Here is a 26,635-nt window from a genome sequence, read left to right on the forward strand (position 1 = left end):
GAGGTCTTCGTCATGTCAGCTCGCCACGCCGTCACCAACGTCCGTGGTCAGTACAACTAGGTGTTGTACACGGCGATCGGTTCGACCGTATGCCCAAGGCCCGGTAAATGCAGGCAAGGGCCATGGGTTGACGAATGTTGAATGGAGATTGAACCCTTGAATAGCGTTGGTCTAGAACAAGCAATTTCCAGCCTTGGTTCACCATACGCGACAGTGGCCGCTGAAAATAGCGCAATCGATGGATACGCGGGGCGAGTTCCCGAATTGCTGCTAGACATATGGCGAACAGTGGGTTTTTCTGGATACGCAGAGGGACTGCTCTGGCTGTGCAATCCAGAAGAATGGCAGCCCGCTGTCGATGAATGGATCTCTGGACTGAAGTTGCCGTTCCACGATGACTGGATTCCGTTTACTCGAACAGCTTTCGGCAAGCTGACGATGTGGGGAAATAGGACCGGCAGAAGCTTGACAATTGACCCACAAAACGGGTTCATAGTGCCCATCGATCAATCGGGTAATATGGCCGATGAACTGGACGTCAAGCTTCAGATTCTCGTGGCAATTGACACTGATGCAGAACTGCTGGAACTGTGGGACGAGGACGGGGACGATGACAAGCCGATGTTTCGGCGCGTGCGTAAACGGCTGGGCGGGCTTGATGCGTCCACGATGTATGGATGCGTTCCGGCGGTCGGCTTGGGTGGTTCTTTTACTCCCCGCGGAATGGAGGTTGTTAACGCGGTCGATCATGTGCGGTTCCTGAGTACCGTGACGCAGCGTCAGGTCATGAACTGGAAGTTCTGAGGCAAACAGGGAATGCTGATCCCGAGTTGGGCGAGTACCCGGCGAACAGTCGCCGGGTACTCGCGTGGTGTGCGATGCGCCTGACAAAGCGGGGCTACGCGAGCCGGGCCCATATTGCGGTCAGACTCAACAAACTGAAAGCAAGTCTTGCAAATGATTAGCTTGTCAACTCCTCGAAGGATTGGCCAATCCGCGAGTGTCGTCGAACTGATCCCGGGAGGCCTTACGGCGGATCGCGTCGCGTCATTCTTAGAACTTTGCGAGCCACTGGTCCTCTCCCCAGGCCATTCCGGCGACGGCTTCCTCAAGGAAGGCGGTGGGTACGTCCGCCTGGGCGAGATGACCGATGGACGGTGGGTGTGGCCATTGGCGTGGTCGGATTATGTCAAGGTACATCGCGTTGAGCCACCGCTGGAATTCTTGGAGAATATCCGAAATCTCAACTACCGGCCTATCCGCCTCGATCCCACCGATGTAGATCTGCTCATCGACAGGCTGTACCCACCGGGAGACGACGAGGAGCCTTTTAGCGAGTAGTGCCCTTCGGGCTGGACTGCCGCACGGAACCCAGCTCAGCCAGAGCGAACTCCTACACGCGCGAGATTCCTCCGGATAGGCAGCTGGAGATAGAAATATCACCCGCAGATTGGAAGCAATTAGAAAATGAATATGAGCAATTCGCAAGCGCAACGGGACGAGGAGTTTGACTACTTTGTCGATGCATTCAAGGGTTCGAAACATGATGTAGTCATTACTCTGCGGACGCTCAAGCGGTCGCCGTATCCCGAAGCTCGTATAATTCCATATATTGAGGCTTTGCTCGACGATAGGTCGCCGTGCATAACGGGTATCCCGTATCGATATGGTGAGATCAGGTGGCTGGCTGCAGGAGCGCTCCGGCGAGTATATGATGCCCTAGGAATTCGTGAATCTATTGTGCTGCGAGATGTTCCGGCGACTCAATCGAGTGATCAGCTCGGTGATCTGGTGTGGGAATTGGGTAAGCATGATGAATGGATTCATCTCGGCGCCGAGGAGCTCTATGTAAAACTTCGGGACCTAGGGCAGCTGCCCGTCCGCGATGTGGTGCTCGAGTGGGCGAATGCGGACGGTTGAGTCCGACTGAAGGTAGTCCTAAATGCGCGGGATAAGAGCTGGCAGCGGGGCGGCCCAGTTTGGACGGGTGCGGATGGGCCTGGGCTAGGCGGGGTTCACCGCGATCGGTTCGCCGTTGAGGCGGATCTTCAGGTATCCGCTCACCTCGGCGTCGTTCTTGACGTAGATGCTGATCTCGGGCTCGGCATCCTTGCCGCCGCCGGGCTCGAATCTGACCAGCACATGGGAGACCCAGCCGCCGGGAACCTTGGTGGTCACCGGGGCGCCGGACATGAGGCGGGCGTAGCGGCAAGGTCGACGCCTGCCAAGTCGAAAGATTTGGTGTCCGGGGTGCGCGAACCCTGCGAACCCCAGGCCTTGAAGGAGCCGCGGTAGATCTGTTCGTCCTGCTTGCCGGGCTTGTCGGCCTTGCGTTCGACGATGGCGTAGTCCGGGTACAACGTCAGCTCGTCGACTTCGGTCGAACCGTATTTCGCGCGGTAGTCGGCGAGGAAGTGGGCGAAGCCGTTGCCGGTGGTGAGGTCGGGCAGCGGTTCGCCGAACGCGGCGTCGCCCACGGTGCGGCCGAGCAGACCCGCGCCGGCGCCGAGCAGACCGGCGAGCACGATCGCGCCGACCGGCATCCACCAGCGCCGCGGCGCGCGCGGGATGCCGCGGGCGACGGGGGTGGCGGCGAGGTCGCCGGGGATCTGGAGGTCGTCGACGAGGCGGTCGAGCGCGCCGAAGGTCTCCGCCTGCATGGCGGTCGCGGTCCGCTTCTCGTGTTCGCGTGCGGTGAGCTGGCCGTCGGCCAGGGCGGCGTCGAGCAGGGCGCAGACGTCGGCCCGGTCGGTGTCGCGGGCGCGCAGGTTCTTCGCGGCGGCGGGATTCTTCATCGCCTTGGTCATCCTTCGAACGGGCTGGTCTTCAGCACTTCTCCGGACAGCGCCAGGTACAGGCGCCCGGACTGGGTCGCCTCGTTGGTGACGGAGATGCCGATCGCCGGTTGTCGCAACCAGTGGTCGTTTTCGATCGAAACGTGGGCGACCTTGCCTCCGGGTACGCGCACGGTCGCGACCGCGGTGGCCAAGGCCGCGGCCAGCGCGTCCTTGTCGGCTGATTCGGTGAACGCCGCGTGCTCCTCGGCGTCGAGCTGGCCGTCGGCGCGGGCGGCGTCGAGTGCCGCTGTGGTGCGGGCCCGGTCGGCGTCGCGCGCCCTGGTCCGCGCGGGGTACTCGCCGGAGTGCTTGCGGCCGAAGCGCTTTCGCTCGGCGGGCGGCTGACCACCGAAAACAGCCGGTGACTGCAGGTCTGCGGTCAATCGTTCCAGTTCGCCCAGGGTGCGCGCGGTACCGGCGCGATCCATCCGGTCGTGGTACTCCTGCGCCCCCAGCTGGCCCTCGGCATAGGCCGCGTCAAGCACGGTCGACACCTGTGCGCGATCGATATCACGCGCCCTCGTCACGGTATCGGAGGCTCTGCGAGCCCGCCCGGAATCTGCCATCTTGCGGCGCGCCTCACCTGCGGAAATACCCGGGCCGACCCCGGTATCGGCAGTTTACGGCGAGACCACGGAACAAGCGGTGCCACCGGCACCGGGATTCAATCCCAGCTACTCTGGTGATCGTGCGAATTCAGCGGCAGGTGGTCGACTATGCGCTCCGGCGCAGGTCGCTGCTCGCTGACGTCTACGCGGGCCGGGTCGGTGTCGCCGAAGTGTGCGACGCGAATCCGTACCTGCTCCGGGCCGCCAAGTTCCATGGCCGGGGCAGCGAAGTCACCTGCCCGATCTGCCGGAAAGAGCAGCTGACCTTGGTTTCGTGGGTGTACGGCGACGGGCTCGGCCAGGTGGCCGGTTCCGCGCGGACGCCCGAGGAGCTGGTCAGGATGGCAGAGTCGAACGAGGAATTCTCGGTACACGTCGTCGAGGTGTGCCGTTCGTGCAGCTGGAACCACCTGGTGCAATCGTATGTGCTCGGCTCGGCGCCCGCGCCGGTCCGCCGCCGGACGAGTTCGCGAGCGGGGCGGCGCTCTGCGGCCGAATGATGGAGCCGCCGGGTGATGGTGGCCACCGCATGATGCGCCGCTGTTCGGGGTGCAAGGTATCCGCGCCGGTTGTCCGGCGCGGATGTCGTGTGCCGGTTGAACCTTACGAGTTATGGAGATCTGGTCAGTGAGTTCGCCCTACGAGTCCTCCCCCTTCGGCGATGATCCGCACGGCGGCCGTCCGGCTCGGGGTTCACAGCCGGGTCTCCCTCCGCAGCCGGGTGACCGACCGGCCCCGCCGCCGCGTCGGCCGATGCCGCCCGCGGGCCCCGGCCCGCAGGGCGGACGTGGCCCGGTGCCCGGTGGACGTGGTCCGCAGGGTGGGCCGCCGCCGAATCGGCAGAGTCCGCCGCCGGGTGGCATGCCGCCACGTCGGCCTGGTCCGCCACCCCAGCGACCTGCCGGTCCGCAGGGTGGACCGGCAGCGCCGGGTCAGGGCAGGCCGCCGCAGGGCAGGCCGGCCCAGCCGGGTCGCGCCGTGCCGCCCGCCGCAGGCGCCACCCAGAAGCTTCCGCGCCCGGGGCGTGACGAGACGGTGCGGGCGAGCCACCCCGACGCGGGCAGGCCCGTCCGCGGCGCCGACGACGTGAACCGCCCCAGGACCGGTCCGTCGCCCGCCGCCGCGCGCCCCGGCGCCGGTCGCCGTCCCGGCGGTCCGACGACCGGTGAGCGCAGGGCCACCGGTGCGGGTGGCACGCCGCCGCCGACCGGACCGCGTAACCGCCGCGACGGTGGCGGTGGCGACGACGGTTCCGGTAGGGGTGGTTCGGTGCGGAAAGTGCCGTGGCGGGCCATTCGCCGGACCATGTACGTGCTGATGGCCCTGGCCATCGTCGTGCCGAGCGCGGTGTTCCTGGTCGCCTACACGGCGGTCTCGGTGCCGAAGCCGGGCGATCTGGAGACCAATCAGGTCGCGACGATCTTCGCCAGCGACGGCTCCACCGTGCTGAGCAAGGTGGTCCCGCCGGAGGGCAACCGCACCGAGGTCTCGATCGATCAGATCCCGCCGCATGTGCGCAATGCCGTGATCGCCGCCGAGGACCGCGACTTCTACACCAACCCGGGCTTCTCGGTGTCGGGCTTCGCGCGCGCCGCCCGCGACAACGTCCTCGGCAAGGAAAGCGCCGGTGGTGGTTCCACGATCACCCAGCAGTACGTGAAGAACGCGCTGGTCGGTGACGAGCGGTCGATGCAGCGCAAGATGCACGAGCTGGTGATCTCGGCCAAGATGGCGCGCCAGTGGAGCAAGGAAGACATCCTGGCCGCGTACCTGAACACGATCTACTTCGGTCGTGGCGCGTACGGCATCGATGCCGCGGCGAAGTCCTACTTCGGCAAGCCGGTGCAGGAGCTGACCGTGGCCGAGGGCGCCGTCCTCGCCGCCACCATCCAGCTGCCCTCGATGCTGGACCCGGAGAAGAACCCCGAAGGCGCAAGAACACGCTGGGGCTACGTGCTCGACGGCATGGTCAGCGGCAACAACCTGCCCGCGACCGAACGTCAGTCGATGCAGTACCCGCAGGTGGTCACGCTCGCGTCGCTGGGCGACAAGAGCCTGGACTCGGGCCCGGAGGGCCTGGTGAAGAACCAGGTGCTCGAGGAGCTGTCCAAGGCGGGCATCAGCGAGCAGCAGCTCAACACCGAAGGCCTGCAGATCACCACCACGATCGACCCGAAGGCGCAGGAGGCCGCGGTCAACGCCGCGCAGTCCAAGCTGGAGGGCGAGCCGGAGAACCTGCGGACCGCGGTGGTCTCGGTCGACCCGCGCAGCGGCGCGGTGCGCGCCTACTACGGCGGTGAGGACGGCCAGGGCTTCGACTTCGCCAACGCGGGTCTGCCGACGGGCTCCTCGTTCAAGGTGATCGGCCTGGCCGCGAACCTCGAGCTGGGCATCCCGCTCTCGCAGCTGTACGACAGCTCGCCGATCACCGTCAACGGCATCAAGATCGGCAATGTCGAGGGCGAGTCCTGCGGCATGTGCACCATTGCCGAGGCGCTCAAGCGGTCGCTGAACACCAGCTTCTACCGCATGCAGCTGGACATGCAGAACGGTCCGCAGAAGGTCGCCGACATGGGCCACAAGCTCGGTATCCCCGAGGAGCTGCCCGGCATCGGCGCCACCCTGACCGAGCCGAACGGCGCGGGCCCGAACAACGGCGTCATCCTCGGCCAGTACCAGTCGCGACCGCTGGACATGGCCTCGGCCTACGCCACCCTGGCCGCCTCCGGCATGTACCACGCCCCGCACTTCGTGCAGCGGGTCGTGACCGCCGACGGTCAGGTGCTGCTCGATCGCGGCGAGCCCGCTGGCGAGCAGCGGGTGAGCGCGGCGGTGGCCGACAACGTCACCGCGGCGATGAAGCCGATCGCGGCCTACTCGCGCAACCACAACCTGGCCGGCGGCCGGGAGTCGGCCGCCAAGACCGGTACCCACCAGCTCGGCGACACCGGCAACAACCGCGACGCCTGGATGGTCGGCTACACCCCGTCGCTGTCGACCGCGGTGTGGGTCGGCACCGAGCAGGGTGATCCGCTGCGCAACTACGGCGGCGGCAGCATCTACGGTTCCGGTCTGCCCTCCGACATCTGGAAGGCGACGATGGACGGCGCGCTGTCCGGCACGTCGAACGAGGCGTTCCCCAAGCCCGCCCCGATCAAGGGCCAGGCCGGTGTGCCGGAATGGTCGGCGCCCTACACCGCGCCGTCGACCACTGCGCCGACCTTCGCCCCGCCGGTGATCGTGCCCTCGCAGGTCGAGGTCTTCCCCGGCATCCGGATCCCGGTGCCCGGCGTGCAGCAGCCCGCCGGACAGCAGCCGTCGCAGCAGACGCCGGAGACGACGACCGGCCCGCTGCCGGGTCAGCCGACCGCGCCCGCGGACGGCTCGCCGCCGACCAACAGCAATGGCAACGGCAACCGCACGAGGCCCGGCACGGGCGGTGCGGACAACGACAACGAGAGTGGCGGGGGAACCACACCGACCAGATCCCGGTAGCCACCGGTAGCCTCGGATGTCGTGACCGATCAGCAACTCGCGGACCAGCCGGCGTCGAGTGGTACCCGGCCGGGCCGCGGAGTGCAGTACGTCGCGCCCGCCCAGCTGGCTCCCGACCTGCGGTCGATCGATGCGCGAGATAAGCCCAGCCGCAACGATTCGCTGACCGCGCAGCTGTCGACGGTGATCGGCGGCCCGGTCGGCGATCACGCGCTGATCGGCCGGGTGCGGTTCTGGACGCCGCTGCGGGTGATGTTCGCCTTCACCGTGGTGTTCCTCGCGCTCGGCTGGTCCGCGAAGGCGGGCTGCATCCAGCAGACCGGCGACGGCGCGGGCGGTCTCATGCTGGACTGGAACAACGGCCGCCAGTACGTGGCCATGTGCTACTCCGACACGGTGCCGCTCTACGGCGCGGAACGGCTCAACGAGGGCGCCTTCCCGTACAAGAAGTCCTGGACCGAGTCGACCCCCGACGGCGGCACCGAGACCAGATACATGGAGTATCCGGTGCTTTCGGGCCTGTATCAGTACGCGGCGATGCAGATCGGCAATGTCTGGGATCACCTGCCGCTGCCCGGCGCGCTGTCGGTGGTCGTGTATTTCAATGTCGTCGCGCTCGGCCTGTCGGTGGGCTGGCTGATCACCGTGTGGGCGTCCTCGCGACTAGCCGGGCGGCGCGTCTGGGACGCGGCGCTGATCGCGGTGTCGCCTTTGGTGATCGTGCACGCCTTCACCAATTTCGACGCGCTGGCAACGGCTTTCGCGGCCACCGGCCTGCTGGCCTGGGCACGGCGCAAACCGGTGCTCGCCGGTGTGCTGCTCGGTCTCGGCGGCGCGGCGAAGCTGTATCCGCTGCTGCTGCTCGGACCGATTCTGGTGCTGTGCCTGCGCGCCGATCCGATGCAGCGGCTACCCGCCGCGCGGGCGGGTCTGCGGTTGCGTGACATCGACAGCCTCGACACCGCCCGCACCTGGCTGCGCGAGACTCCTGCCAGGACACAGTTCTTCGCGCTGCGCCCGCTCGGCGCGGCCACCCTCGCCGTGCTCGCCGCGGCGGGCACCTGGATCGCGGTGAACCTGCCGATCGCCGTGCTGTACCCCGACGGCTGGCGAGAGTTCTTCCGGCTCAACACCACCCGCCACGCCGATCCGGATTCGATCTACAACGTGATCACCTCGTTCACCGGGTGGGGCGGCTTCGACGGGCCGCTCGAACACGGCCAGCCGCCGACCGTGCTGAACACGGTCTCGCTGCTGTTGTTCCTGGCCGCCTGCGCCGGCATCGCCTACCTGGCGCTGACCGCGGCGCGGCGGCCGCGCGTGGCGCAGCTGTGCTTCCTGGTCGTCGCCGCGTTCCTGCTGACGAACAAGGTGTGGAGCCCGCAGTACTCGCTGTGGCTGGTGCCGCTGGCGGTGCTCGCGCTGCCGCACCGGCGAATCCTGCTGGCCTGGATGACGATCGACGCGCTGGTCTGGGTACCGCGCATGTACTACTACCTCGGCGAGGACGCCAAGGGCCTGCCCGAGCAGTGGTTCACCGGCACCGTCGTGCTGCGCGATCTCGCCGTCCTCGGCCTGTGCGCCCTGGTCGTCCACGAGATCCTGCGTCCCCAGGACGATCTGGTGCGCCGCGACTACGTCGACGATCCGGCGGGCGGAATCCTCGACCGCGCACCCGACCCGCTCCTGCCGTGGCTGCCGCAATTCCTGCGCCCCAAGCAGGCCTGCACGAGCACGCGGCCCCCGTCGATGGTGGACTGAGCGCTACATTCGCAGGTAGCGGGCCTGGAGCTCGGGTTCGGCCGGGAGCATGTCGAGATCGAGTTCCCAGGCGTTGCCGGTCCACGGATCGAACAGCGGGGTGCCAGGCATGGTGGGCAGGTGCCTGCACGACTGGGACAGCAGCGACAGCGGGCCGTCGCCGAAGTCGACGCCGCCGCTGCCGACGACCACCAGGGACAGCCCGATCAGATCGCCGCGCACCATCAGCTGACCCAGGTGCACCACATCGGTGGCCTGGTAGCCGTGCGGGAAGTCGGCGGCGACCAGGATCCGGTGCTCGGACGGTGGGACGGCCTGCCCACTGTTGTAAGCGATGTCGGCGAGCTCGGCCGCGTGCGCCAGTGCGCCGAGGCGAGCCGGGATGTCGGCGTGGTCGGCGATGACCGGACCGGCGAGCAGCGGGGCGAGCGGAGCGGCGAGCCCGCGCAGGCCGCCGGTGAGGTCGATCAGGTCGACCCGGGTCGGCTTGTCCGGCAGGGCCGCGACCAGCCGGGCGACCAGCGCGCCGACCACCCGGGACGCGGCGGAGCTGGACTCGGTGTCGACCCACAGCGGCCGATTCAGCGGTACCGGAACGCAATACGGCACGCGCAGCTCGCCGCGGTCGAGCGCGTACAGCTCGCCGAGCCGGATGCCGTCGCTGCGTGCGGCTTTCGTGGTCCAGGCCGGGGCGAGCCAGGAGGCGAGCGCGGCGGGCATGACGGAGTCGGCTTCGGCGATCTCGCGACCCAGGTGGTCGCTGTCGCGGCGATGGTCCGAGTCGGCCAGGCCGACCAGCTCGTCGTGGCGGCGTTGCGCCTCGGCGCGGGCGGCGTCGGCGGCCGGGGTGTTGCGGGTCGCGGGGTTCGAGACCGCGTCGGAGAGTTCCTGATCCAGTCGTTTGGCGGCGTAGTCGCGGGCCGAGACCAGCGCGGCCGCGGAACGGGCGGCGTCCTCGAAGATCATCCACATCCGCTGCAGACCGTGCTCGACCTCGAGCGGGATGCCCGGCGCACCGGCGGGCCGCGCGATCGTCTCGGTCGGCGCGGTGGCCTGCGGTGCCGCGGGGGCGGGCACGCCGTGGGCCGGCAGCAACTGCGCCGCCCCGCCGTCGTACCCCTGGCCGAGCGCGCGCAGCTTCCAGCCACCACCGCGGCGGTACACCTCGAAGCAGATCAGCGCGCTCTCCCCCGCGCTGGGCGAGATCACGAATTCGGCGATGGGCGTGCCGTTCCCGGCCAGCGTCGCGGTGACGGTGCCGAGCACATGCCCGGCGGTGACGAACAGCAGCACGGCATGCGCGTCCGACCTGACCTGCGGCAGTGCGATATCCACCGCGCCGCCGGCGAAGGTGACGCCCGGAGCGGCGGGCCGCGACGCGCACACATGATCGTGCTCGTCGCGGACCCGCAGATCCTCGCCGACCACCAGCGCCCCGAGGTCGGCGGTGCCGGTGGTCTGTGCGGTGAAACGCACGGTGTCGGCGGTCAGCGCGGTGTTCTGGCCCGCCTTCAGGTGAATCACGTTGTCAGCCTGCTCTGTTCGTGCCTAATCGGTGCCGAGGAAGCGGCCCAGCTGGGGCACCGCCTCGCCGGGATGCTTGGCATGGAAGCCCTCGCCCAGCGCCTGCATCTTCCAGTCGCCGCCGACCCGGTACACCTTGGCCATCGCCATCGCCGTGAACGGCATGCCGCCGGCGAGGGTGTAGCGCGCGAGTTCGCCGTTGGTCGTGCCATCGATCAAGCGGCAGAACGCGTTCTGCACCTGTTCGAAGGTGTGCCCCTTGTAGGAGGTGACGATGAACAGCAGCGCGGAGATGTGCGCGGGGATCCTGGTCAGATCAACGAGGATCATCTCGTCGTCGCCCTCGCCCTCACCGGTCAGGTTGTCGCCCTGGTGGCGCACCGAGCCGTCCTTGGAGGACAGCTGACCGTAGTAGGCCACGTCGACGAGATTGTGGTCGGCGAACAGGCAGACCGAGGCGTCCAGGTCGATGTCGACCGTGCGGTTGCCGAACATGCCGCGGGTGCGCACCGGGTCCCAGCCCAGGCCCATCTTGACGAAGGTGAGCGCGGCGCCGCCCTCCTTGCGGAGGGTGACCCGCTGCCCCTTCTGCAGGCTGACCGGGCGGTCCTTGCTCAGGCTGACCTCACCGGCAGGCTGCGGCGGGGCAGCCTGCGCGGGCGGCGGGTAACCGGGGCCGGGACCGGGCGGCGGCGGGTAACCGGCGGCGGGCGGCTGCTGAGCCGGGCCGGGGGGCGGCGGGTAGCCACCGCCGGGCGGCGCGTAGGCGGGCGCGGGCTGCTGCGGGTAGCTCGGCGCGGACTGCGCCGGGTACGCGGGCGGCGCCTGCTGGGGCACGGGCGGCGGCGCCTGCTGCGGGGCAGCGGCGGGTGCGGGCGAATCATCCACCTGCACACCGTGATCGGTGACCAGCGCGGCGAACCCACCGGCGTAGCCCTGGCCGACGGCGCGGACCTTCCAGCTGCCCTGCCTGCGGTACAGCTCGAGCGCGATCACGATCGACTCGGCGTTCAGCCCGTCGATCCGGTACTCGAACAGCCGATTACCGGCGGCGTCGGAGACGATCGCGGTCGGCGGTGCGGACCGGCCGAAGTTGCTCGTCGCGTCGTCGAGGGTGATCACGGCGCGGATCTGGTCGATGTCGCCGGGTACCGCGGGCAGCGAAACCGCCAGGGACGCAGGCTGGCCCGCAGGCCCGGGGCGCAGATCGACGCCGGGTCCACTCGGCTGGTTGTAGAAGACGAAGTCGGCATCGGTGCGGACCTTGCCCTGCTCGGTCACCAGCAGCGCGGACAGATCGGCCGGTGCTGTGAGCTGAAGCGAGATCACCACGTCACTGACGGCCAGTGGACCGTTCTGGCCCTTGGCGAGTGTTGCAGACAAGTTCGACCCTTCGCTTGTCGGTGCGGTCGTCTGCCACTCTACGAGAAAGCGAGCGCGAGCGTCCGCGCTCCGCAGCCACCGCGCGTGCCCGATCGATCGGTTAGGGTGACCACGCAGTAGGTGTCGGGCATTCCACCCGCCTGTCCAGAGGGGACCCCAGGGCCGTCATGGCGCAGCTGTTAGAACAATCGAAGAAGGTGATCGAGGCCCATCTCGCGGGGACGAGTATCCGCGCGATCTCCGGCTCGATGGTCGCCTACGAAGGCAATGTGCAGTTCAAATCGGCCGGGTTCGGCGGCGGCGAGGGCGTGCTGTCCGGCCTCAAGCGCCGCGCCACCGGCGAGAAGCTGTCGCTGATGGAATGCACCGGCAACGGTCGCGTGTTCTTCGCGGTGAACGGCCAGAACGTCACCGTGGTCGACCTGAACAACGAGACGTTGCAGGTCGAGTCGCAGCAGCTGCTCGCCTTCGCGGGCAATCTGCGCACCGATGTGCGGTTCGCCGGTGTCGGCGGGATGTCGGCGGGCAGTGGCCTGTTCACCACCACCGTCAGCGGGCAGGGCCAGGTGGCGCTGCTGTCGGCCGGTGGCCCGCTGATCCATCTCGAGGTCTCGCCGCAATATCCGCTGATCGTGGATCCGGACGCGTTCGTCGCGGCCCGCGGCAACCTCAACCAGTCCTTCGTCACCGACGTCTCCTGGCGCACGATGGTCGGCCAGGACGCGGGCGAGGCGTTCTCACTGCGGTGGGACGGCCAGGGTGTCGTGCTGATCCAGCCGGCGGAACGGTAGGAAGCGGCGATGTTCGAGAAGGTCAACGGCAAGGTCGTCAAGGTCGACGTCGGGCAGGCGGGCGGCGTCGTCGCCCGGACCGGCGCGATGCTGTTCTACCAGGGCCAGGTCGCGTTCGCGCCGCACCAGATTCCCGGCGCGGGGCCCGGGATGGGCGGCGGCGGTCTGATGCGGATGGCGGGCGCCATGATGGCGGGCGAGCACGAGCGCACCATGCTGGCGCGCGGAAACGGCGTCGTCCATTACGGACTCGCCGGGCTCGAGGTGCACGTGGTGCACGTGCAGCCCGGCGCGGTGCTGCGCGCCGAGGCCTCGCGCCTGCTGGCCAACACCGGTGGTCTGCAGGCCTCGGTCGTCTCGGTGGCCAGTTCCGGTGGTGGCGGCGGCGGTGGCGGCCTGATGGGCGCGCTGCGCGGTGCGGCCGCCGGTGTCGCGACCGGGCAGGGCATGTTCACCACCCAGCTCAGCGGACAGGGTTCCGCGGTGCTGCTCGCGCACGGCGGTTTCCTGGAACTGCAAGTGGGCGGGCCGAATCCGGTGGTCGTCGACCCACAGGCGTTCGTCGCCGCGTACGGCAATGTGCAGACCGAACTCAAGGCGGCGATGAGCTGGCGCGACGCGGTCGGCCGCGGCGCCGGCGAGGCGATGCAACTGCATTGCCACGGACAGGGTGTCGTGTACGTGCAGGCCTCAGAAGAGAAGTTGTGAGTCGATGAGCCAAATCCTCTCCCCGATGAATCTCGGTGCCAGCGACAACATCCCGGGCAACAGCTACGCCTACTGCATCGACCTGACCGGCCCGTGGTTCATGCGCAAGGGCGCGATGATCGCCTACTACGGCCAGATCCAGTTCCAGATGCTCACCCACGGCCTGCAGGGCAACCTCATGCACATGGTGAGCAGCCAGTTCTCGGCGCCGCTGTTCGCGGGTGACTACGTGGTCGCCGAAGGCCACGGCAAGCTGATCATCGGCGACCGCGGCTACGACATCAATTCCTACGATCTCGAGGACGGCAACCTCACCATCCGCGGCGCCAACCTGCTCGCCTTCGAGCCGGGCCTGGCGCTCAAGCAGTCGATCGTGCCCGGCTTCCTCACCCTGATCGGCACCGGCAAGTTCCTCGCCTCCTCCAACGGCCCGGTCATCTTCGCCGAGCCCCCACTGCGCGTTGATCCCGAGGCGCTGGTCGGCTGGGCCGACTGCCCCTCCCCCAGCCACCACTACGACCAGGGCTGGATCGGCAGCTTCCTGGCGGCCGGTGCGGCCAGGATGGGTGCCAACTCGGGCGAGGAGCGCCAGTTCGACTTCACCGGCGCAGGCACCGTGCTGATCCAGTCGAGCGAGAAGGTCATGAGCGACAACGCCCTGGTCAGGACCATCGAAGGCCAGCTGCAGAGCGGTATCACCGTGGGTGGTCTGCAACGGATCCAAGGGGTCGTCCAGCAGCAGCTCGCCGGTCAGCAGCAGCACTACTGAGCCGACGAGCTCACGCACTCCGGACGGGCGGGAAAATTCTGAAACGAGTACGAGCCAAAAACTGACGGCGGGCGAGGGGCTGCCGTTACGGTGAGGGCCGCCGAGAGAACGAGTCGGCGGTAGCTCGATCAGAGGAGTGGGCGCAGTGCAGCGTCGCAACATTCGACGGGTCGTGGCGGCGGCACTGTACGCCGTCACCGCGTCGATCATTTCCGGCACCCCCGTTGCCGCGGCGCCCACCGGCGCGCCTGGCGTCACCCTCGGCTCCGTGACCTCGCCGGACGGGTCCTTCATCGAGCGGATGGAGGTCACCGACGCGCGGCATCTGCGCCTGTACGTGCATTCCGCCGCGATGAACCAGACCTTCCCGGTCGACGTCCAGCGCCCGGCCGACACCGCTACCCCGAAACCGGCGCTGTACCTGCTCAACGGCGCGGGCGGCGGGGTGGACCGCGCCTCCTGGCAGCTGCGTACCGACGCGCTGGACTTCCTGTCCAACAAGGACGTCAATGTCGTCCAGATCATCGGCGGCGCGTGGACGTTCTACACCGACTGGATCAAACCGGACCCGGTGCTCGGCGTGAACAAGTGGCAGACCTATATCGCCGAGGAGCTGCCGCCGCTCATCGACGCGGCGCTGGGCACCAACGGTGTCAATGCCATTGCGGGCCTGTCGATGTCGGGCATCCCCGTGCTGAACCTGGCGATCGCCAAGCCGGGCCTGTTCCGCAGTGCGGCGGTCTACAGCGGGCTCACCCAGGTCAGCGATCCGGCGGGACAGCAGGCGGTGAAGCTGACCGTCGAGCTGTACGGCGGCGGTGATGCCGAGAACATGTGGGGTCCGGTCGGCGGGCCGCTGTGGGCGGCCAACGATCCGCTGGTCAATGCCGAAAAGCTGCGCGGTACCCATCTTTTCGTCTCCACCGGTACCGGTATCCCGGGCATTCACGATCAGCCCGGCGGGCCGTTCCGGATGGAGAAGCCGGCCGATACGCCCAAGACCGTCGCCCTCGGCGCGCTGATCGAGGGCGCGATCTTCGTGTCCTCGCACAATCTGCAGGCGCGGCTGGACCAGCTCGGCATTCCCGGCACCTTCGTCTACCGCGATACCGGTACCCACTCGTGGGGCTACTGGCAGGACGATCTCAAGACTTCATGGCCGGTGCTGGCGAAGGGATTGTTCCCACAGCCTTGATTCCGACAACCCGGGTGCACCTGCGGCACCCGGGTTTTCGGTGCTCAGGCTGCGTCGCCCACAGTCAGCGCGGCGCGCTCGAGGGCGTCGTGGAACCACTCCAGGATCTCCACCCCCGCGAGGATGCCGGCCGACTCGGTGACGGTGAGGTTGGGGCTGGTGAAGTTCAGCTCCTCGAGTTCACCGTGCCGGGGACGGATCGCCGCATCGGCCGCGGTCAGCATCGGGGCGTCCAGCGCACCGTCGCCCGCGGTGAAAAGCTCTGCGTCCTCGGACAATTCACCGGATTCCACCAGCCGGCGGCGGACTTCGGCGACGGCCAGGCTCTTGCAGACCGCGTCGGGCATCGTGTAGATCTTGCGACCCTGCTGCGAGGCCGACCAGCCCTGCGTGCGACACCACGCGTCCCATTCGGCGAGGAAACCCTCCGGGACCGCGTCGGGCCGGACGACCAAGTAGCAGAACAGGTCGTCAGCCTCCCGGTACTTGGTGACCCAGGAATCATCGATGCGGGACCGCCATTCGGCCCCGACCTCGGCGAGGGTGGCGCCGGTGGCGCGCACCTGATCGTCGATCGCGGTGCGCCAGGTCGGATCGGGCAGGCCGTCGACCAGGATGTTGCCGCCATTGCTGGTGACGGCGTAGCGCCACGGCGCGCCGGGCAGATCGATCCGCTGGAACTGTTCGATCGTGCGGGTCGTCGTCGGGACCACCGGCGCGAGGGCGGCGAGCGCACCGAGCCGTTCCACCGCGATCGTGGTCATGTACGACAGCGGCTCGCCCTCGTAGTACTCCACACACTGCTTGGCCACCGCGTCGGCACCGCCGAAGCCATTGCGCGAGAAGATCATCGTGCGGTCGAGATCGGTGGCGAACAGCGCGTCGGCGGTCACTGATCCAGCTCCTTGATCAGGCCCATGCAGGAGTAGGCCAGGTCGGGGACCACTTCCACCGGGACATTGCGCGCCGCGGCGAGCAGGCGGATGTGCGCGTGTTCAGGAGCATCGGCCTCCCGGACCAGCACCCGCCACGGTACCCGGCGCAGCAGTACGCGGGTGGTCTCGCCGACGCCCGGCTTCACGAAATTCACTGTCGCGACACCATATTCGGCGCGCACCCGCTCCACCGACGCCCAGCCCGACCAGTCGGGGGTGCGATCGGAGTCCCGGATCGCGGCGACCGCGGCGGGGACCTGATCGCGGATGCCCTCGAAGGCGGCCGTCACCGCGTCGAGCAGCTGGTTCGAGACATCGGCGTCGGCGAGCTCACGGTAGAACTTGGCGCCGTGGAACTCACCGGGTCCGATCAGGGTGTCGTTGAGGACGGTGCGCGAGACCAGCCCGGACACCGTGGAATTCAGGCACGCGGACGCGATCAGGAAGTCGTCGCGGGTGCCGTAGGTGCGCACGGAGTTGCCGGGATCGGCGAGCACGACCAGCTCGTCGTTGAACCGGGCGCCACCGGCGGCGTGATAGGCGTCGAGCGCCTCGGTGAGCTCGCGGGTGATAGCCCCCTTGCCGGTCCAGCCGTCGACGAACACGATCGTGGACGGATCGTGGTGGTGCGCGAGGTAGTCCAGCGCCACCGCATCGATGCCGCGATCACGCACGATCGACACCGCGTAGTGCGGCACGGTCAGGCTGGGCCTGCCCACACCGCTGCGCAGCCAGCGCCGCATGAGCACGCCGACCGGTGTACCCGCCCTGGCCAGCGAGACCAGCACGATGTCCTCGCCACGTTCGGCGACAACGAGCTCGGCCACCGTGGCCACGGCCAGCGCCAGCCGGTCCGCGCTGTCGGCCAGCACGCGGTCGAACAGTTCCCGGTACTCGGCATCCGGCTGATACTCGACCGGCAGCGACTCGGCGTAGTGGGCGACGCCGGCCTGGATCCGCCGCTCACGCTCGGCGACATCGGCTTCCAGATCGGCGCCGGAGAGATCCTTCAGCAGCCACGACACCTCGTCAGCCGCATAGGAACCGAAGTCGGGGCCGTGCAATGCCTGGGGATAGGTGCGGCCGGGATCGGCCTCGTCGGTGCGATCCGCGTGCAGGGTGCGCGGATCCGCGCCGGGAAGCACCGCGATCAGCACGTCGGCGCCCGAAGCGGTGAGCACGTCGACCAGACCATCGGGGGAAACGAGTTCGTCGGTGTCGGCGGGCGGGTCGATGACGACCAGCAGCACCGGCGCCGTCTCGCCGTCGGTCCACTGCGCGTTGTACAGGTAGCGCTGAGCAGTCGCGTCCGGCTCGGGTGCGTGGAAGCGGAAGCCACGGCGCAGCGGGTAGCCCGGCTCGTCGAGTACGTAAGCCGGTGAGCGCGTGGTCGTCTGGAAGCGGGTGGGTGTCCCCGATTCCGCCAGCTCGGCAGCGAGCCGCAGCGGCAGGTACATCAGTTCCTCGTGACCGAGCACGATCACGGGACGACCGGCGAACTCGGCATCGAGGCGCGAGTGCACCTCGTCGGTGGCGGCCTTCAGCGCGATATCGAACGCCGCGACATCGGAGTTCAGAATGCCGTGCCTGCCGCCTTCGGGAACGTCGGCGGGCCAGGTCAATTCGATCCGGCCGAACGAACCACGCTGTGCCGCCATCGGATTGAGCTCCGGTTCCGGCATCGCCGTGACCGCCTCGATCAAGCCGTCGGGCAGCTCGGTACGCCCGGAAGCCAGGCAGACGGTATCGATGCGCGCGCCGAGTTCGGCGGCGAAGGCCTCGAACTTCGCCCGGTCGGCGGCGGTACGCATGTCGACCAGCGAGGCGAGCACATAGTGCGAACGGGGCGCGAACGCATGCAGCGCGCGGACCGCGTCGATGGCGGTGTCACCGGTGGAGATCTCGTCGTCGACCAGCACCAGCGGCAGATCGTTGACGAAGATGTCGGCAGGCGCGGGTTGCAGCAGGTGCGAGGTGGCGTGCGAATGCCCCTCCTCGAACCCGGTCAGGGTGGTGGCGCTCTCGACCTGGCGGCGCGTCGAGTGCAGGTAGCAGCCCGCACCGATACGCGCGGCCACGCAGTGGCCCAAACCCGTTGCGGTCTCGGCGAATCCGAGCACGACAGGTTCACGCTCACCGAGGACCTCACGCACCAGGTCGCCCAGCCGGTTGCCCGCGCCGATCACGATCCGCGGATCGGTGGGCAGGTGCTTGCCGAGCACGGTCGACACCAGCAGGTGCGCCCGGCGCGGATTGCGCCGCAAACCCGGCTGGACCAGCGCGGCGATCGAGAGCTCACCCGGCAGCGCGTCCTCGGCGGCCGACGCGGCGAACGACGCACCGTGCCGCAGTTCGATACCCAGATTCTCTGTCGCCCACGGTATTTCGAGATCGAGTCCGAACACGCTCATTCGGCGATCATCGCTGTCAGCAAATCCACGAAGGACACTCCCTTGTTCGCGACCCCGAACGCACGAGCCCGGACCAGCGTCTGGCGGGCCCAACTGCGGTGCGGGCGCATCTCGTTCATCTTGTTGCGGTATTCCGAGGCAGCGACGCCGCCGACGTCGGCCTCCATGATGTGCAGCGCGTCGGCGTACTCCTCGTGGGTCACCACCGACAGCGCGTGCACGGCGGCCACGTGCGAGGGGTGGATCACCGTCTTGCCCTGGATGCCGTTGGCACGGTCGAGGGTGATCTCGCGCAGCAGCCCGTCCAGGTCCCGGCTGACCAGGTACTGACGGAACGGCACCGCGTCGGACTCCTCGAACGGCGCGGTCCGCAGCAGCGGCCGGAACATCCGCTCGTGGTCGGCGAAGTACTCCCACACCGGCCCGGTGATGATGAAACCGGTGCCGTCGGCGCGGCCGAGGTAGTTGACGATGTCGGCGATCACGTCGGCGACGACGCGCACGTCGTAGATCGTGAGATCGCGGTCCCGGCGGATGCCGAAGGTCGAGCACATGTCGGTGGCGCCGATCCGCACCGCGAGCAGCTGGTCGCGGTGTTCAGCGAGCAGCTCGGCGATGCGCGAGAGCTGCTCGTCGCGGGTCTGGCGATGCACCAGGCTCGCCGACTCGAGCACCGGCATGCCGTAGACCGGGCGATCCAGCCTGCGCCGCGCGTCAGCGAGCGCGGCCAGGTAGGCGGGCCCGGTGACGGCGTCGAACTTGGGGAAGACGAAGCCGGTGAGCACGTCGGCGCCCGGCCCGAGCTGGTCGACCAGCTCGCTGACGGTCTGCGGGTCACGCACCCGGATGAACAGCATCGGGTTCGGATCCTCGCTGCGGGCGAGCAGATCCAGCGTCGCGACGGCGTGCGCCTTGGCCGCCTCCACCTGGTGGTCGGCGACGGCGTCCTCGAGGTCGATCACCATCGAGCACACGCCGCGTGCCGCGCGTCTGCGGATCGTGGCGGCCAGGTCGGCGCGGGTCGCGGGCACATACAGCGTCGCGCCGAGCGCGGTCGCCAGCAGTTCCCGGTCGCCGGCGTCGACGATCGGTTCCGGTTCGATGTGGAACAGCTCACGGGCGCTTGGCCCGTGCAATTGCCGGAAGTGGCGTAGCGGCACCTGCTTACGCAGGCAGATCTCCGGCGCGACCGCGTACCCCGCTGTCATCATGTTCTGTGCGTTCCTAAGTCCTGTCGGTTCCTACGTGTTTTCTCATGCGTTCGACCACTCCGGCGATGAACGCCGCGACGGTGTCCAGTTCGGAAACATATGCCCAATAGTCTGGATGACGACCCGTCAGTCCGGAATTGATGCGGTCTAGGCGTTCGGCTTGGGCGTCGAGTACCGACCCCCACTCGCCGACCAGGCCTCGGTCGACCGCGAGCATCTGCGCGTCCCGCAGCCGGAATCGTACGGTGCGGGCGTGCGCATCGGGGTCGGCACGCACCTCGCGCAACAGTTCGAGGCGCCGGGTGACGGCGTCGACCAACTGCTCGGCCTCGGCGAGATGCTGGCGCGCGGTGGCGGTCAATTCAAGGGCGGTCTCCGGGTCGTGATCGGCAGCCGCGACACGCGCGCCCACCAGCGCCGCGTCCGCGGCGTCGATGCCGCGCCGGCTTTCCCGCTCATTGTTGGTCAAGTCCGCCGAACTCGCAGCGTTGAACTCGCGCAACAGCGCCGAGTAGGCCGGGCCGAGCCCACTCGCGCGGTTGCGGACCGCGGCCAGCCGGGTCGTCACCGACGCGATCGCCTTCGCCGCCGCCGAGGCGCGAGAAGGGGCCTGCGCCAACGCATCCGACAATTCCGCCGTCGCCTGCTGTACCCCCGCCGCGGCCGTGCGCGCGGCGGCGACGGAGGTCTGCGGATCGACCGAGGACGCTGTGATCAGATCCTCATTCAGCCGCCTTACACCTGCCTCGATCGAGGGGTACTTCGCGTAGCCCGACGACGCCGCGGCGGCGAGCACCCGCTCGGCCTCGGCCCGCACATGCGCCAGCAGCTGCGGCACCGCCGACCGCACGCGCGCCGCCTCCTCCAGGCCGGCGCGATGGGCGTGATAGAACTCGTCGACCCCGCGCGCCGCGTCGTTGAGCTGGCGCACCAGCGCCTCGGCCCTGGCAGGCCCGTCCGCGATCGGGGCGCCCGCGGCTTCGGCGGTGTCGAGCTCGTCGGTGAAGCTCAGATACGCGCCCGCCGCGGCGTAGCACCGCGCGCGCACCGGCTCCCAGACCGCGCCGACCCGGCGGTCGGGGAAGACCTGGTCGCTGGCCACCGCACCCGCCTCCGCTGCCGTCTGCCGATGATCCATATCGAGGAAAGCGGACGACGTGGCCGCCCTGGCTCCACTGATCCACTCATGATCGGCCCCCGATCTGAACCATCCGCGTCTGCGAGGTGTCACCGGCACGTCCCCTTTCCGAACCGCGCGGCGACCCGACCACGCACTGCCCCGATGGTAGGAGATTCCCCCCGTTCACCAGGGCTGCTGCTCGTTCCTACGCAAGTTCCGCGAAACCTATTACTGTCGTAGCGGTACCCGGCGATTCGGACATGCTGGGAAACGACACACCGGACTAACCGAAGGGATTCCCGCATGGGTGTCAGTCTGTCCAAGGGCGGCAATGTCTCGCTGACCAAAGAGGCTCCGAACCTGACCGCGGTCGCGGTCGGCCTCGGCTGGGACGTGCGCACCACCACCGGCACCGACTTCGACCTCGACGCCAGCGCGATCGCGACCGGCGCCGACAAGAAGGTCGTCTCGGACAAGCACTTCGTGTTCTTCAACAACCTGAAGTCCCCCGAAGGCGCCATCGAGCACGCCGGCGACAACACCACCGGCGAGGGCGAGGGCGACGACGAGGTCATCAACGTCGACCTGGCCAACACCCCGCCGACCATCGAGAGCATCTTCTTCCCCGTCTCGATCTACGACGCGGAGACCCGCTCGCAGTCGTTCGGCCAGGTGCGCAACGCCTACATCCGCGTCGTCGACCGGGCCAACGGCACCGAGCTCGCCCGCTACGACCTGTCCGAGGACGCCTCGACCGAGACCGCTATGGTCTTCGGCGAGCTGTACCGCAACGGTGCCGAATGGAAGTTCCGTGCCATCGGGCAGGGCTACGCATCCGGCCTCGCCGGTATCGCCCGCGACTACGGCGTCAACGTCTAGTCACCATCGCGAACAGGGGGCTCGACTGACCGGGCCCCCTGTCCGTGTGACACAGAAAGGTCCCTCCGCGTGATTACGCGCATATTCGGCCTGTCCGTCGCCGTCACGGTGCTGTCGCTGGTCGTCGCCTTCCTCTACGGAGGCCCGACCGCCCTCGCACTGTGCGCGATCCTCGGCATTCTCGAGGTGTCGCTGTCGTTCGACAACGCCGTCATCAACGCCACCGTCCTGCAGCGGATGAGCGAGTTCTGGCAGCGGATCTTCCTGACCATCGGTGTCGTCATCGCCGTGTTCGGCATGCGCCTGGTGTTCCCGCTGGCCATCGTGTGGATCACCGCCGGGCTCGGTCCGATCGAGGCGTTCGACCTGGCGCTCAACCCGCCTCCGAACGACGCCGCGTACTTCCCCGACGGCAGCCCCAGCTACGAGACCCTGCTGACCGACGCGCACCCGCAGATCGCGGCGTTCGGCGGTATGTTCCTCGCGCTGCTGTTCCTGAACTTCATCTTCGAAGAGCGCGAGATCACCTGGCTGAGCTGGCTGGAGAAGCCGCTGGCCAGGGCGGGCAAGCTCGACATGCTGTCGGTGGTCGTGGCGGGCATCGGCCTGATCCTCACCGCCGAGTTCCTGGCCAAGGAAGAGGACCGGTCGACCGTGCTGGTCGCGGGTCTGCTCGGCATGATCGTCTACATCGCGGTCGACGGCCTCGGCTCGATGTTCCACACCGAGGAACTGGAAAAGTCGGGCCCGTCGGGTCTGGTGCAGGCGACCGGTAAGGCCGCGTTCTTCCTGTTCCTGTACCTCGAGGTGCTCGACGCGTCGTTCTCCTTCGACGGCGTGATCGGCGCGTTCGCGATCACCTCCGACCCGATCATCATCGCGCTGGGCCTCGGCTTCATCGGTGCGATGTTCGTCCGGTCGATCACGGTGTACCTGGTCCGCCAGGGCACGCTCTCGGAGTACGTGTACCTCGAGCACGGCGCGCACTGGGCGATCGGCGCGCTGGCGGCGATCCTGCTGATCTCGATCGGCGTGCACGTCGACGAGCTGATCACCGGTCTCGTCGGTGTGGCGTTCATCGGCGCGGCGTTCATCTCGAGCATCATGCGCAACCGCAAGGACGAGCCCGACGCGGTGGACGAGTCCAAGGAAACCGCACCGGTCAGCTGATCGGCGCCACGTTGGCCGAATGCGCGGCGGCGGCGAGTCCCGGACCGGGATTCGCCGCCGCTGTCGTTTCTCAGGCGACCGGCTGAAGGTCGCGTCGATCGGCGAGTGCGGCGGCCGATCCGGCCCGGCCCGCACCGCGCAGCCCGGCCCGCAGGAACAGGAAGAACAGCACGATGAGCAGGGCGGTACGCAGCCACACACCGAACTGGACGATCCCCTCCATCAGCTCGACGCCCTCGCCGGCGCCCATCGCGTAGAAGTACCGGAAGACGCCGATCCCCACCGCCGCGTCGGCCACCAGATACGCCGCGACCAGCGACCACGGCACCCGCAGCAGCACCAGGAACGGAATTATCCACAGGGTGTACTGCGGTGAGTGGACCTTGTGGAAAAGCATGAATCCGCACAGCATCGCGCCGCTCACACCCACCCACGGGAAGGGCGAGGCCGGCGTCCAGCGCCGCCAGCCGAGCCACATCGCCAGCACGAAGGACGCCAGGATCAGCGCGGGCGAGGCGGCGGCGACCATGTCGTGCCAGGTGGTTGTCGTCTCGGCGTCGCGACCGAAGATCAGCTGATGTCCCCAGTACCAGATCGAGTTCGTGGTGATGTCGGCCTGGCGCAGCTGCTGGAAGGTGATCGAGGCCCGCCAGCCATCGACGCCCGCCACCACGAACGGCAGATTCACCGCCGCCACCGTGCCCATCGCCGCCAGCAGTGCCTGCGCCGCGCCCGCCACGTCCAGATCACGCACTCGCCGCGCGTCCCGGGGCGCGCCCTCGGTGAGGATGTAGACCGCGAGCGGCAGCAGGAAGATCCCCGGGTAGAGCTTGAAGCAGAACCCGATGCCGAGCAGCACCGCGGCGATGATCCCGCGGGTACGTATCGACAGGCCGGTCGGTATGGACATCACAGCGACCGCGGCCACCGCGGTACACACGACCGGCAGTTCCCAGTTGTGGAAGGCGTAGAGCACCAGCGGCGGGCCGATCGCCCACAGCAACGCGGCCGGGCCTGCCAGCCGGGCCAGCATCCACGCCGTCAGCAGCGCGAACGGCGTGAGCAGCAGCGCCGAATGCCACAGGAAGTCCGCGTCGTTGGACACCCCGATCGCGCCCGCCCACATGAGCACGCCGCTGAGCACCGGATACTCCACCGCGCCGCCGGTGAGCGCGCCCTCCTCGGTGATCCCGCCGTCGATATACGGGAAGACGTGATTGTCGATATCGCGGCCGATCCAGAGGAACTGGATATCCGAATAGCAGACATCCGAATCCTTGCGGACATCGAATACCTGGCTGCGACCGGATTCATCGATCGCGCCGCCCGCGCACCGCGCCTTGTTCGCGTAGGCCATCGCGAGGGTGAGCGCGCACAACAGCACGACCAGGAACGTCAGCGCCGTAGCCCGCGCGGCGCCACGTGCTGCGCGCTGTTGCGGGTCGGCTGTGGTCATGCCGACCACATTATGCGGCGCCGCGGCGATCCCGGAGCACACCCGCTCAGAAGATCGATTTCGCTGCTCAGGGCCCGCTCATGTAGCCTTACCGGGTTGCTGACGCAACGAACCCTCCTGCCATGGAAAGTCCATGGCCGTTTCCTAGTCCACAGGAGGTGATTGGTCCGTGCGTCATTATGAAGTGATGGTCATCCTCGACCCCAGCCTGGACGAGCGCATCGTCGGGCAGTCCCTGGATAACCTGCTCAACGTCGTCAAGACCGAGGGCGGCAAGGTCGACAAGGTCGACATCTGGGGCCGCCGCCGGCTCGCCTACGAGATCGCCAAGCAGGCCGAAGGCATCTACGCGGTCGTCGAACTGACCGCGACCCCGGCCACCGTGAGCGAGCTCGATCGCCAGCTGGGCCTGAACGAGACGGTGCTGCGCACCAAGGTTCTGCGCAACGACAAGTAGTCCGCAGAGCGAACTCTCGTTTTCGTCGGTGCCTATCTTTAGGCTCTAGCGCGACAGCGAGACGCGGACTGCACCCCGAGCAGGAGGAACCCCCATGGCAGGCGACACGGTCATCACCGTCATCGGAAACTTGACGGCAGACCCGGAGCTTCGTTTCACGCCCGCGGGCGCAGCGGTGGCGAATTTCACCGTCGCTTCGACTCCCCGCGTGTTCGATCGCAATTCGAACGAATGGAAAGACGGCGAGGCCCTGTTCCTGCGCTGCAACATCTGGCGTGAAGCAGCGGAGAACGTCGCCGAGAGCCTGACCCGAGGCGCTCGCGTGATCGTGAGCGGACGGCTCAAGCAGCGCTCCTACGAAACCCGCGAGGGTGAGAAGCGCACGGTCGTCGAACTCGAGGTCGACGAGGTCGGCCCCTCGCTGCGCTACGCGACTGCCAAGGTCTCCAAGGCCGGTCGCGGCGGCGGAGGCGGTGGCTTCGGTGGCGGTTCCGGCAATGCCGGTGGTGGTGCAAGCGCAGGCGGCTACAGCGCCAACAGTGGCGGCGGACAGTCGGGCGGCGGTAACGCCGGCAACGACGATCCGTGGGGTAGCGCGCCCGCGGCCGGCTCCTTCGGGGGCGGCGGCCGCATGGATGACGAACCGCCGTTCTGAGGAACGGCACTCATAGTACGGAGAGAAGACCATGCCTAAAGCGCCCGCGCGCGAAAAGGTGCTGAAGAAGAAGGCTTGCACTTTCTGCAAGGAGAGCAAGTCCGGAATCGTCAATATCGATTACAAGGACACCACGCTGCTGCGTAAGTACGTCAGCGATCGCGGCAAGATCCGCGCCCGCCGCGTCACCGGCAACTGCGTCCAGCACCAGCGTGATATCGCTGTCGCCGTCAAGAACTCGCGTGAGGTGGCCCTGCTGCCTTACGTGTCGACCGCTCGCTGAGAAAGGGAGTCAGACAGATGAAGCTCATCCTCACCGCTGATGTCGACAACCTCGGTGCCCCGGGCGATCTCGTCGAGGTCAAGGACGGCTACGGCCGCAACTACCTGCTGCCCCGCGGTCTGGCCATCGTGGCCACCCGTGGCGCCCAGAAGCAGGTCGAGGGCATCCGCCGGGCGCAGGACGCCCGTAAGGTGCGCGACCTCGATCACGCCAACGAGCTGAAGCAGGCCATCGAGGGCCTCGCCGCGGTCTCGCTGGCCGTGAAGACCGCCGACAGCGGCAAGCTGTTCGGTTCGGTCACCACCGCCGATGTCGCCGCCGCCATCAAGGCTGCCGGTGGCCCCGTGGTGGACAAGCGCAGCATCGAGCTGCCGAAGTCGCACATCAAGGCGACCGGCAAGCACGGCATCGTGGTGCACCTGCACCCCGATGTGGCTGCCAAGTTCAACCTCGAGGTTGCCGCGAACTGAGTTCGCTGAGAACCACCCCCGTGTTCGGCACGGGGGTGGTTTCTCGTTGCCTTTTTACGGTGGAAATCGCGATAACTGGATGATAGCCGACGATCGACCCTGTGCAGGTCACTACAGGCGGCCGACGGTCGGCAATTCGCTGACCTCCGGTTATTCAGCCTGTGGATGACTGCGGAAACCGACCGACAGATTTGTGACTCCAGTCATACCGTGCACCATCGCTGTTTACCCAACACGCCCGGCCGTTCACCTTGACCGACACGCCGGAACTTCTTTCATCCACAGGTGGATAGTTGGGTAAAACGGGGCCTAGCAGGGCGTTCCACCGCACCGACCTGGGTTTTCCCCACGTTGTCCACAGGAGCTGCACAACACTGGGTGAACTACCCCCAAGTTATCCACAGTTGTGTGCACATATCGGGTTGGCGGCGCCCGGAAACGTCGCCTAGGTTCGTCGCATTGCCCTGCGCGCGACCCCGGGAATCACGCAGGCGACCGATTGCTGACATCCGTGTCG

General features: G+C 67.9%; 25 protein-coding genes. 15 read left to right on the plus strand and 10 right to left on the minus strand.

Features of this window, described 5'->3' with window-relative positions; all coding sequences use genetic code 11:
* Positions 1–141 precede the first annotated feature (141 nt).
* Both ACFVAV_RS15550 and ACFVAV_RS15555 read left to right on the plus strand, forming a co-directional pair.
* The gene (locus tag ACFVAV_RS15550; protein WP_379035377.1) at positions 142–804 is read left to right on the plus strand and encodes a GAD-like domain-containing protein; all 663 of its coding nucleotides are present in this window, start codon (positions 142–144) and stop codon (positions 802–804) included.
* A gap of 669 nt (positions 805–1,473) precedes the next feature.
* A complete protein-coding gene (locus tag ACFVAV_RS15555) occupies positions 1,474–1,920 on the plus strand; it encodes a hypothetical protein (RefSeq protein WP_379035379.1) in 447 nt (148 codons plus the stop codon).
* An 84-nt stretch (positions 1,921–2,004) separates the two neighbouring features.
* On the opposite strand, the gene ACFVAV_RS15560 is transcribed toward ACFVAV_RS15555, so the two are convergent.
* Genes ACFVAV_RS15560 through ACFVAV_RS15570 form a run of 3 tightly spaced genes read right to left on the minus strand, consistent with a single transcriptional unit; the run spans position 2,005 to position 3,364 of the window.
* Positions 2,005–2,193, minus strand: a complete 189-nt coding sequence (locus ACFVAV_RS15560) for a hypothetical protein (RefSeq protein ID WP_379035382.1) — start codon at positions 2,191–2,193, stop codon at positions 2,005–2,007.
* Positions 2,175–2,795, minus strand: coding sequence for a DUF1707 domain-containing protein (locus tag ACFVAV_RS15565; RefSeq protein WP_379035384.1), 621 nt, complete (start codon positions 2,793–2,795; stop codon positions 2,175–2,177). The genes ACFVAV_RS15560 and ACFVAV_RS15565 overlap by 19 nt, the downstream gene beginning before the upstream one ends.
* Before the next feature lie 8 nt (positions 2,796–2,803).
* Entirely contained in the window at positions 2,804–3,364 is a 561-nt protein-coding gene (locus tag ACFVAV_RS15570) for a DUF1707 domain-containing protein (RefSeq protein WP_379035387.1), read from the minus strand.
* Between the two features lie 161 nt (positions 3,365–3,525).
* On the opposite strand from ACFVAV_RS15570, the gene ACFVAV_RS15575 reads away from it, so the two are divergent.
* The 3 genes from ACFVAV_RS15575 to ACFVAV_RS15585 all read left to right on the plus strand — a co-directional run bounded on the left by ACFVAV_RS15575 (position 3,526) and on the right by ACFVAV_RS15585 (position 8,701).
* Entirely contained in the window at positions 3,526–3,945 is a 420-nt protein-coding gene (locus tag ACFVAV_RS15575) for a DUF5318 domain-containing protein (protein ID WP_379035389.1), read from the plus strand.
* A gap of 361 nt (positions 3,946–4,306) precedes the next feature.
* Positions 4,307–6,940 (plus strand): transglycosylase domain-containing protein, encoded by a 2,634-nt coding sequence (locus tag ACFVAV_RS15580; protein ID WP_379035391.1) that lies wholly within the window; start codon positions 4,307–4,309, stop codon positions 6,938–6,940.
* An 81-nt stretch (positions 6,941–7,021) separates the two neighbouring features.
* The gene (locus ACFVAV_RS15585) at positions 7,022–8,701 is read left to right on the plus strand and encodes a glycosyltransferase family 87 protein (RefSeq protein ID WP_379035932.1); all 1,680 of its coding nucleotides are present in this window, start codon (positions 7,022–7,024) and stop codon (positions 8,699–8,701) included.
* A 3-nt stretch (positions 8,702–8,704) separates the two neighbouring features.
* Here the strand turns inward: ACFVAV_RS15585 and ACFVAV_RS15590 are convergent, their stop codons facing one another.
* Together ACFVAV_RS15590 and ACFVAV_RS15595 are read right to left on the minus strand one after the other, a co-directional pair.
* The gene (locus ACFVAV_RS15590; RefSeq protein ID WP_379035393.1) at positions 8,705–10,225 is read right to left on the minus strand and encodes a TerD family protein; all 1,521 of its coding nucleotides are present in this window, start codon (positions 10,223–10,225) and stop codon (positions 8,705–8,707) included.
* A 24-nt stretch (positions 10,226–10,249) separates the two neighbouring features.
* Positions 10,250–11,608 carry a TerD family protein gene (locus ACFVAV_RS15595; RefSeq protein WP_379035395.1) on the minus strand — a complete coding sequence of 453 codons (1,359 nt, stop codon included), beginning with the start codon at positions 11,606–11,608 and terminating at the stop codon, positions 10,250–10,252.
* 167 nt (positions 11,609–11,775) lie between these two features.
* Between ACFVAV_RS15595 and ACFVAV_RS15600 the strand changes: the two genes are divergently transcribed.
* From ACFVAV_RS15600 to ACFVAV_RS15615, 4 genes are all read left to right on the plus strand, one after another.
* Positions 11,776–12,399 carry an AIM24 family protein gene (locus tag ACFVAV_RS15600; RefSeq protein ID WP_379035397.1) on the plus strand — a complete coding sequence of 208 codons (624 nt, stop codon included), beginning with the start codon at positions 11,776–11,778 and terminating at the stop codon, positions 12,397–12,399.
* Between the two features lie 9 nt (positions 12,400–12,408).
* Positions 12,409–13,107, plus strand: coding sequence for an AIM24 family protein (locus tag ACFVAV_RS15605; protein WP_379035399.1), 699 nt, complete (start codon positions 12,409–12,411; stop codon positions 13,105–13,107).
* A 4-nt stretch (positions 13,108–13,111) separates the two neighbouring features.
* Positions 13,112–13,876: an AIM24 family protein gene (locus tag ACFVAV_RS15610; protein ID WP_379035404.1), complete on the plus strand. Its 765-nt coding sequence runs from the start codon at positions 13,112–13,114 to the stop codon at positions 13,874–13,876.
* A gap of 145 nt (positions 13,877–14,021) precedes the next feature.
* A complete protein-coding gene (locus ACFVAV_RS15615) occupies positions 14,022–15,071 on the plus strand; it encodes an alpha/beta hydrolase (RefSeq protein ID WP_379035406.1) in 1,050 nt (349 codons plus the stop codon).
* Between the two features lie 44 nt (positions 15,072–15,115).
* On the opposite strand, the gene ACFVAV_RS15620 is transcribed toward ACFVAV_RS15615, so the two are convergent.
* Genes ACFVAV_RS15620 through ACFVAV_RS15635 form a run of 4 tightly spaced genes read right to left on the minus strand, consistent with a single transcriptional unit; the run spans position 15,116 to position 20,730 of the window.
* A complete protein-coding gene (locus ACFVAV_RS15620; protein WP_379035933.1) occupies positions 15,116–15,922 on the minus strand; it encodes an HAD family hydrolase in 807 nt (268 codons plus the stop codon).
* Positions 15,923–15,960: 38 nt separating this feature from the next.
* Positions 15,961–18,417: a phosphoribosyltransferase gene (locus ACFVAV_RS15625; protein ID WP_379035408.1), complete on the minus strand. Its 2,457-nt coding sequence runs from the start codon at positions 18,415–18,417 to the stop codon at positions 15,961–15,963.
* The gene (locus tag ACFVAV_RS15630) at positions 18,414–19,625 is read right to left on the minus strand and encodes an HpcH/HpaI aldolase/citrate lyase family protein (protein WP_379035934.1); all 1,212 of its coding nucleotides are present in this window, start codon (positions 19,623–19,625) and stop codon (positions 18,414–18,416) included. Before ACFVAV_RS15630 ends, ACFVAV_RS15625 begins: the two co-directional genes overlap by 4 nt.
* Positions 19,626–19,641: 16 nt before the next feature.
* Positions 19,642–20,730, minus strand: coding sequence for a hypothetical protein (locus ACFVAV_RS15635; RefSeq protein WP_379035410.1), 1,089 nt, complete (start codon positions 20,728–20,730; stop codon positions 19,642–19,644).
* A 321-nt stretch (positions 20,731–21,051) separates the two neighbouring features.
* Here ACFVAV_RS15635 and ACFVAV_RS15640 point away from each other — a divergent pair, with 321 nt between their 5' ends.
* Both ACFVAV_RS15640 and ACFVAV_RS15645 read left to right on the plus strand, forming a co-directional pair.
* A complete protein-coding gene (locus ACFVAV_RS15640; protein ID WP_019049996.1) occupies positions 21,052–21,627 on the plus strand; it encodes a TerD family protein in 576 nt (191 codons plus the stop codon).
* A 69-nt stretch (positions 21,628–21,696) separates the two neighbouring features.
* A complete protein-coding gene (locus ACFVAV_RS15645) occupies positions 21,697–22,797 on the plus strand; it encodes a DUF475 domain-containing protein (protein WP_379035413.1) in 1,101 nt (366 codons plus the stop codon).
* A 70-nt stretch (positions 22,798–22,867) separates the two neighbouring features.
* On the opposite strand, the gene ACFVAV_RS15650 is transcribed toward ACFVAV_RS15645, so the two are convergent.
* Positions 22,868–24,253, minus strand: a complete 1,386-nt coding sequence (locus ACFVAV_RS15650) for a glycosyltransferase family 87 protein (protein WP_379035415.1) — start codon at positions 24,251–24,253, stop codon at positions 22,868–22,870.
* A 169-nt stretch (positions 24,254–24,422) separates the two neighbouring features.
* Between ACFVAV_RS15650 and rpsF the strand changes: the two genes are divergently transcribed.
* From rpsF to rplI, 4 genes are all read left to right on the plus strand, one after another.
* Positions 24,423–24,710, plus strand: a complete 288-nt coding sequence (gene rpsF / locus ACFVAV_RS15655) for a 30S ribosomal protein S6 (RefSeq protein WP_022565973.1) — start codon at positions 24,423–24,425, stop codon at positions 24,708–24,710.
* 94 nt (positions 24,711–24,804) lie between these two features.
* Entirely contained in the window at positions 24,805–25,365 is a 561-nt protein-coding gene (locus ACFVAV_RS15660; protein WP_379035417.1) for a single-stranded DNA-binding protein, read from the plus strand.
* Positions 25,366–25,396: 31 nt separating this feature from the next.
* Complete coding sequence (gene rpsR, locus ACFVAV_RS15665; protein WP_019050001.1) at positions 25,397–25,648, plus strand: 30S ribosomal protein S18; 252 nt, start codon at positions 25,397–25,399, stop codon at positions 25,646–25,648.
* A gap of 17 nt (positions 25,649–25,665) precedes the next feature.
* The gene (gene rplI / locus ACFVAV_RS15670) at positions 25,666–26,118 is read left to right on the plus strand and encodes a 50S ribosomal protein L9 (protein WP_365045223.1); all 453 of its coding nucleotides are present in this window, start codon (positions 25,666–25,668) and stop codon (positions 26,116–26,118) included.
* The last annotated feature ends 517 nt before the right edge of the window (positions 26,119–26,635 follow it).

The organism is Nocardia sp. NPDC057663, from assembly GCF_042799895.1.
In the GTDB taxonomy this organism is placed as follows: domain Bacteria; phylum Actinomycetota; class Actinomycetes; order Mycobacteriales; family Mycobacteriaceae; genus Nocardia.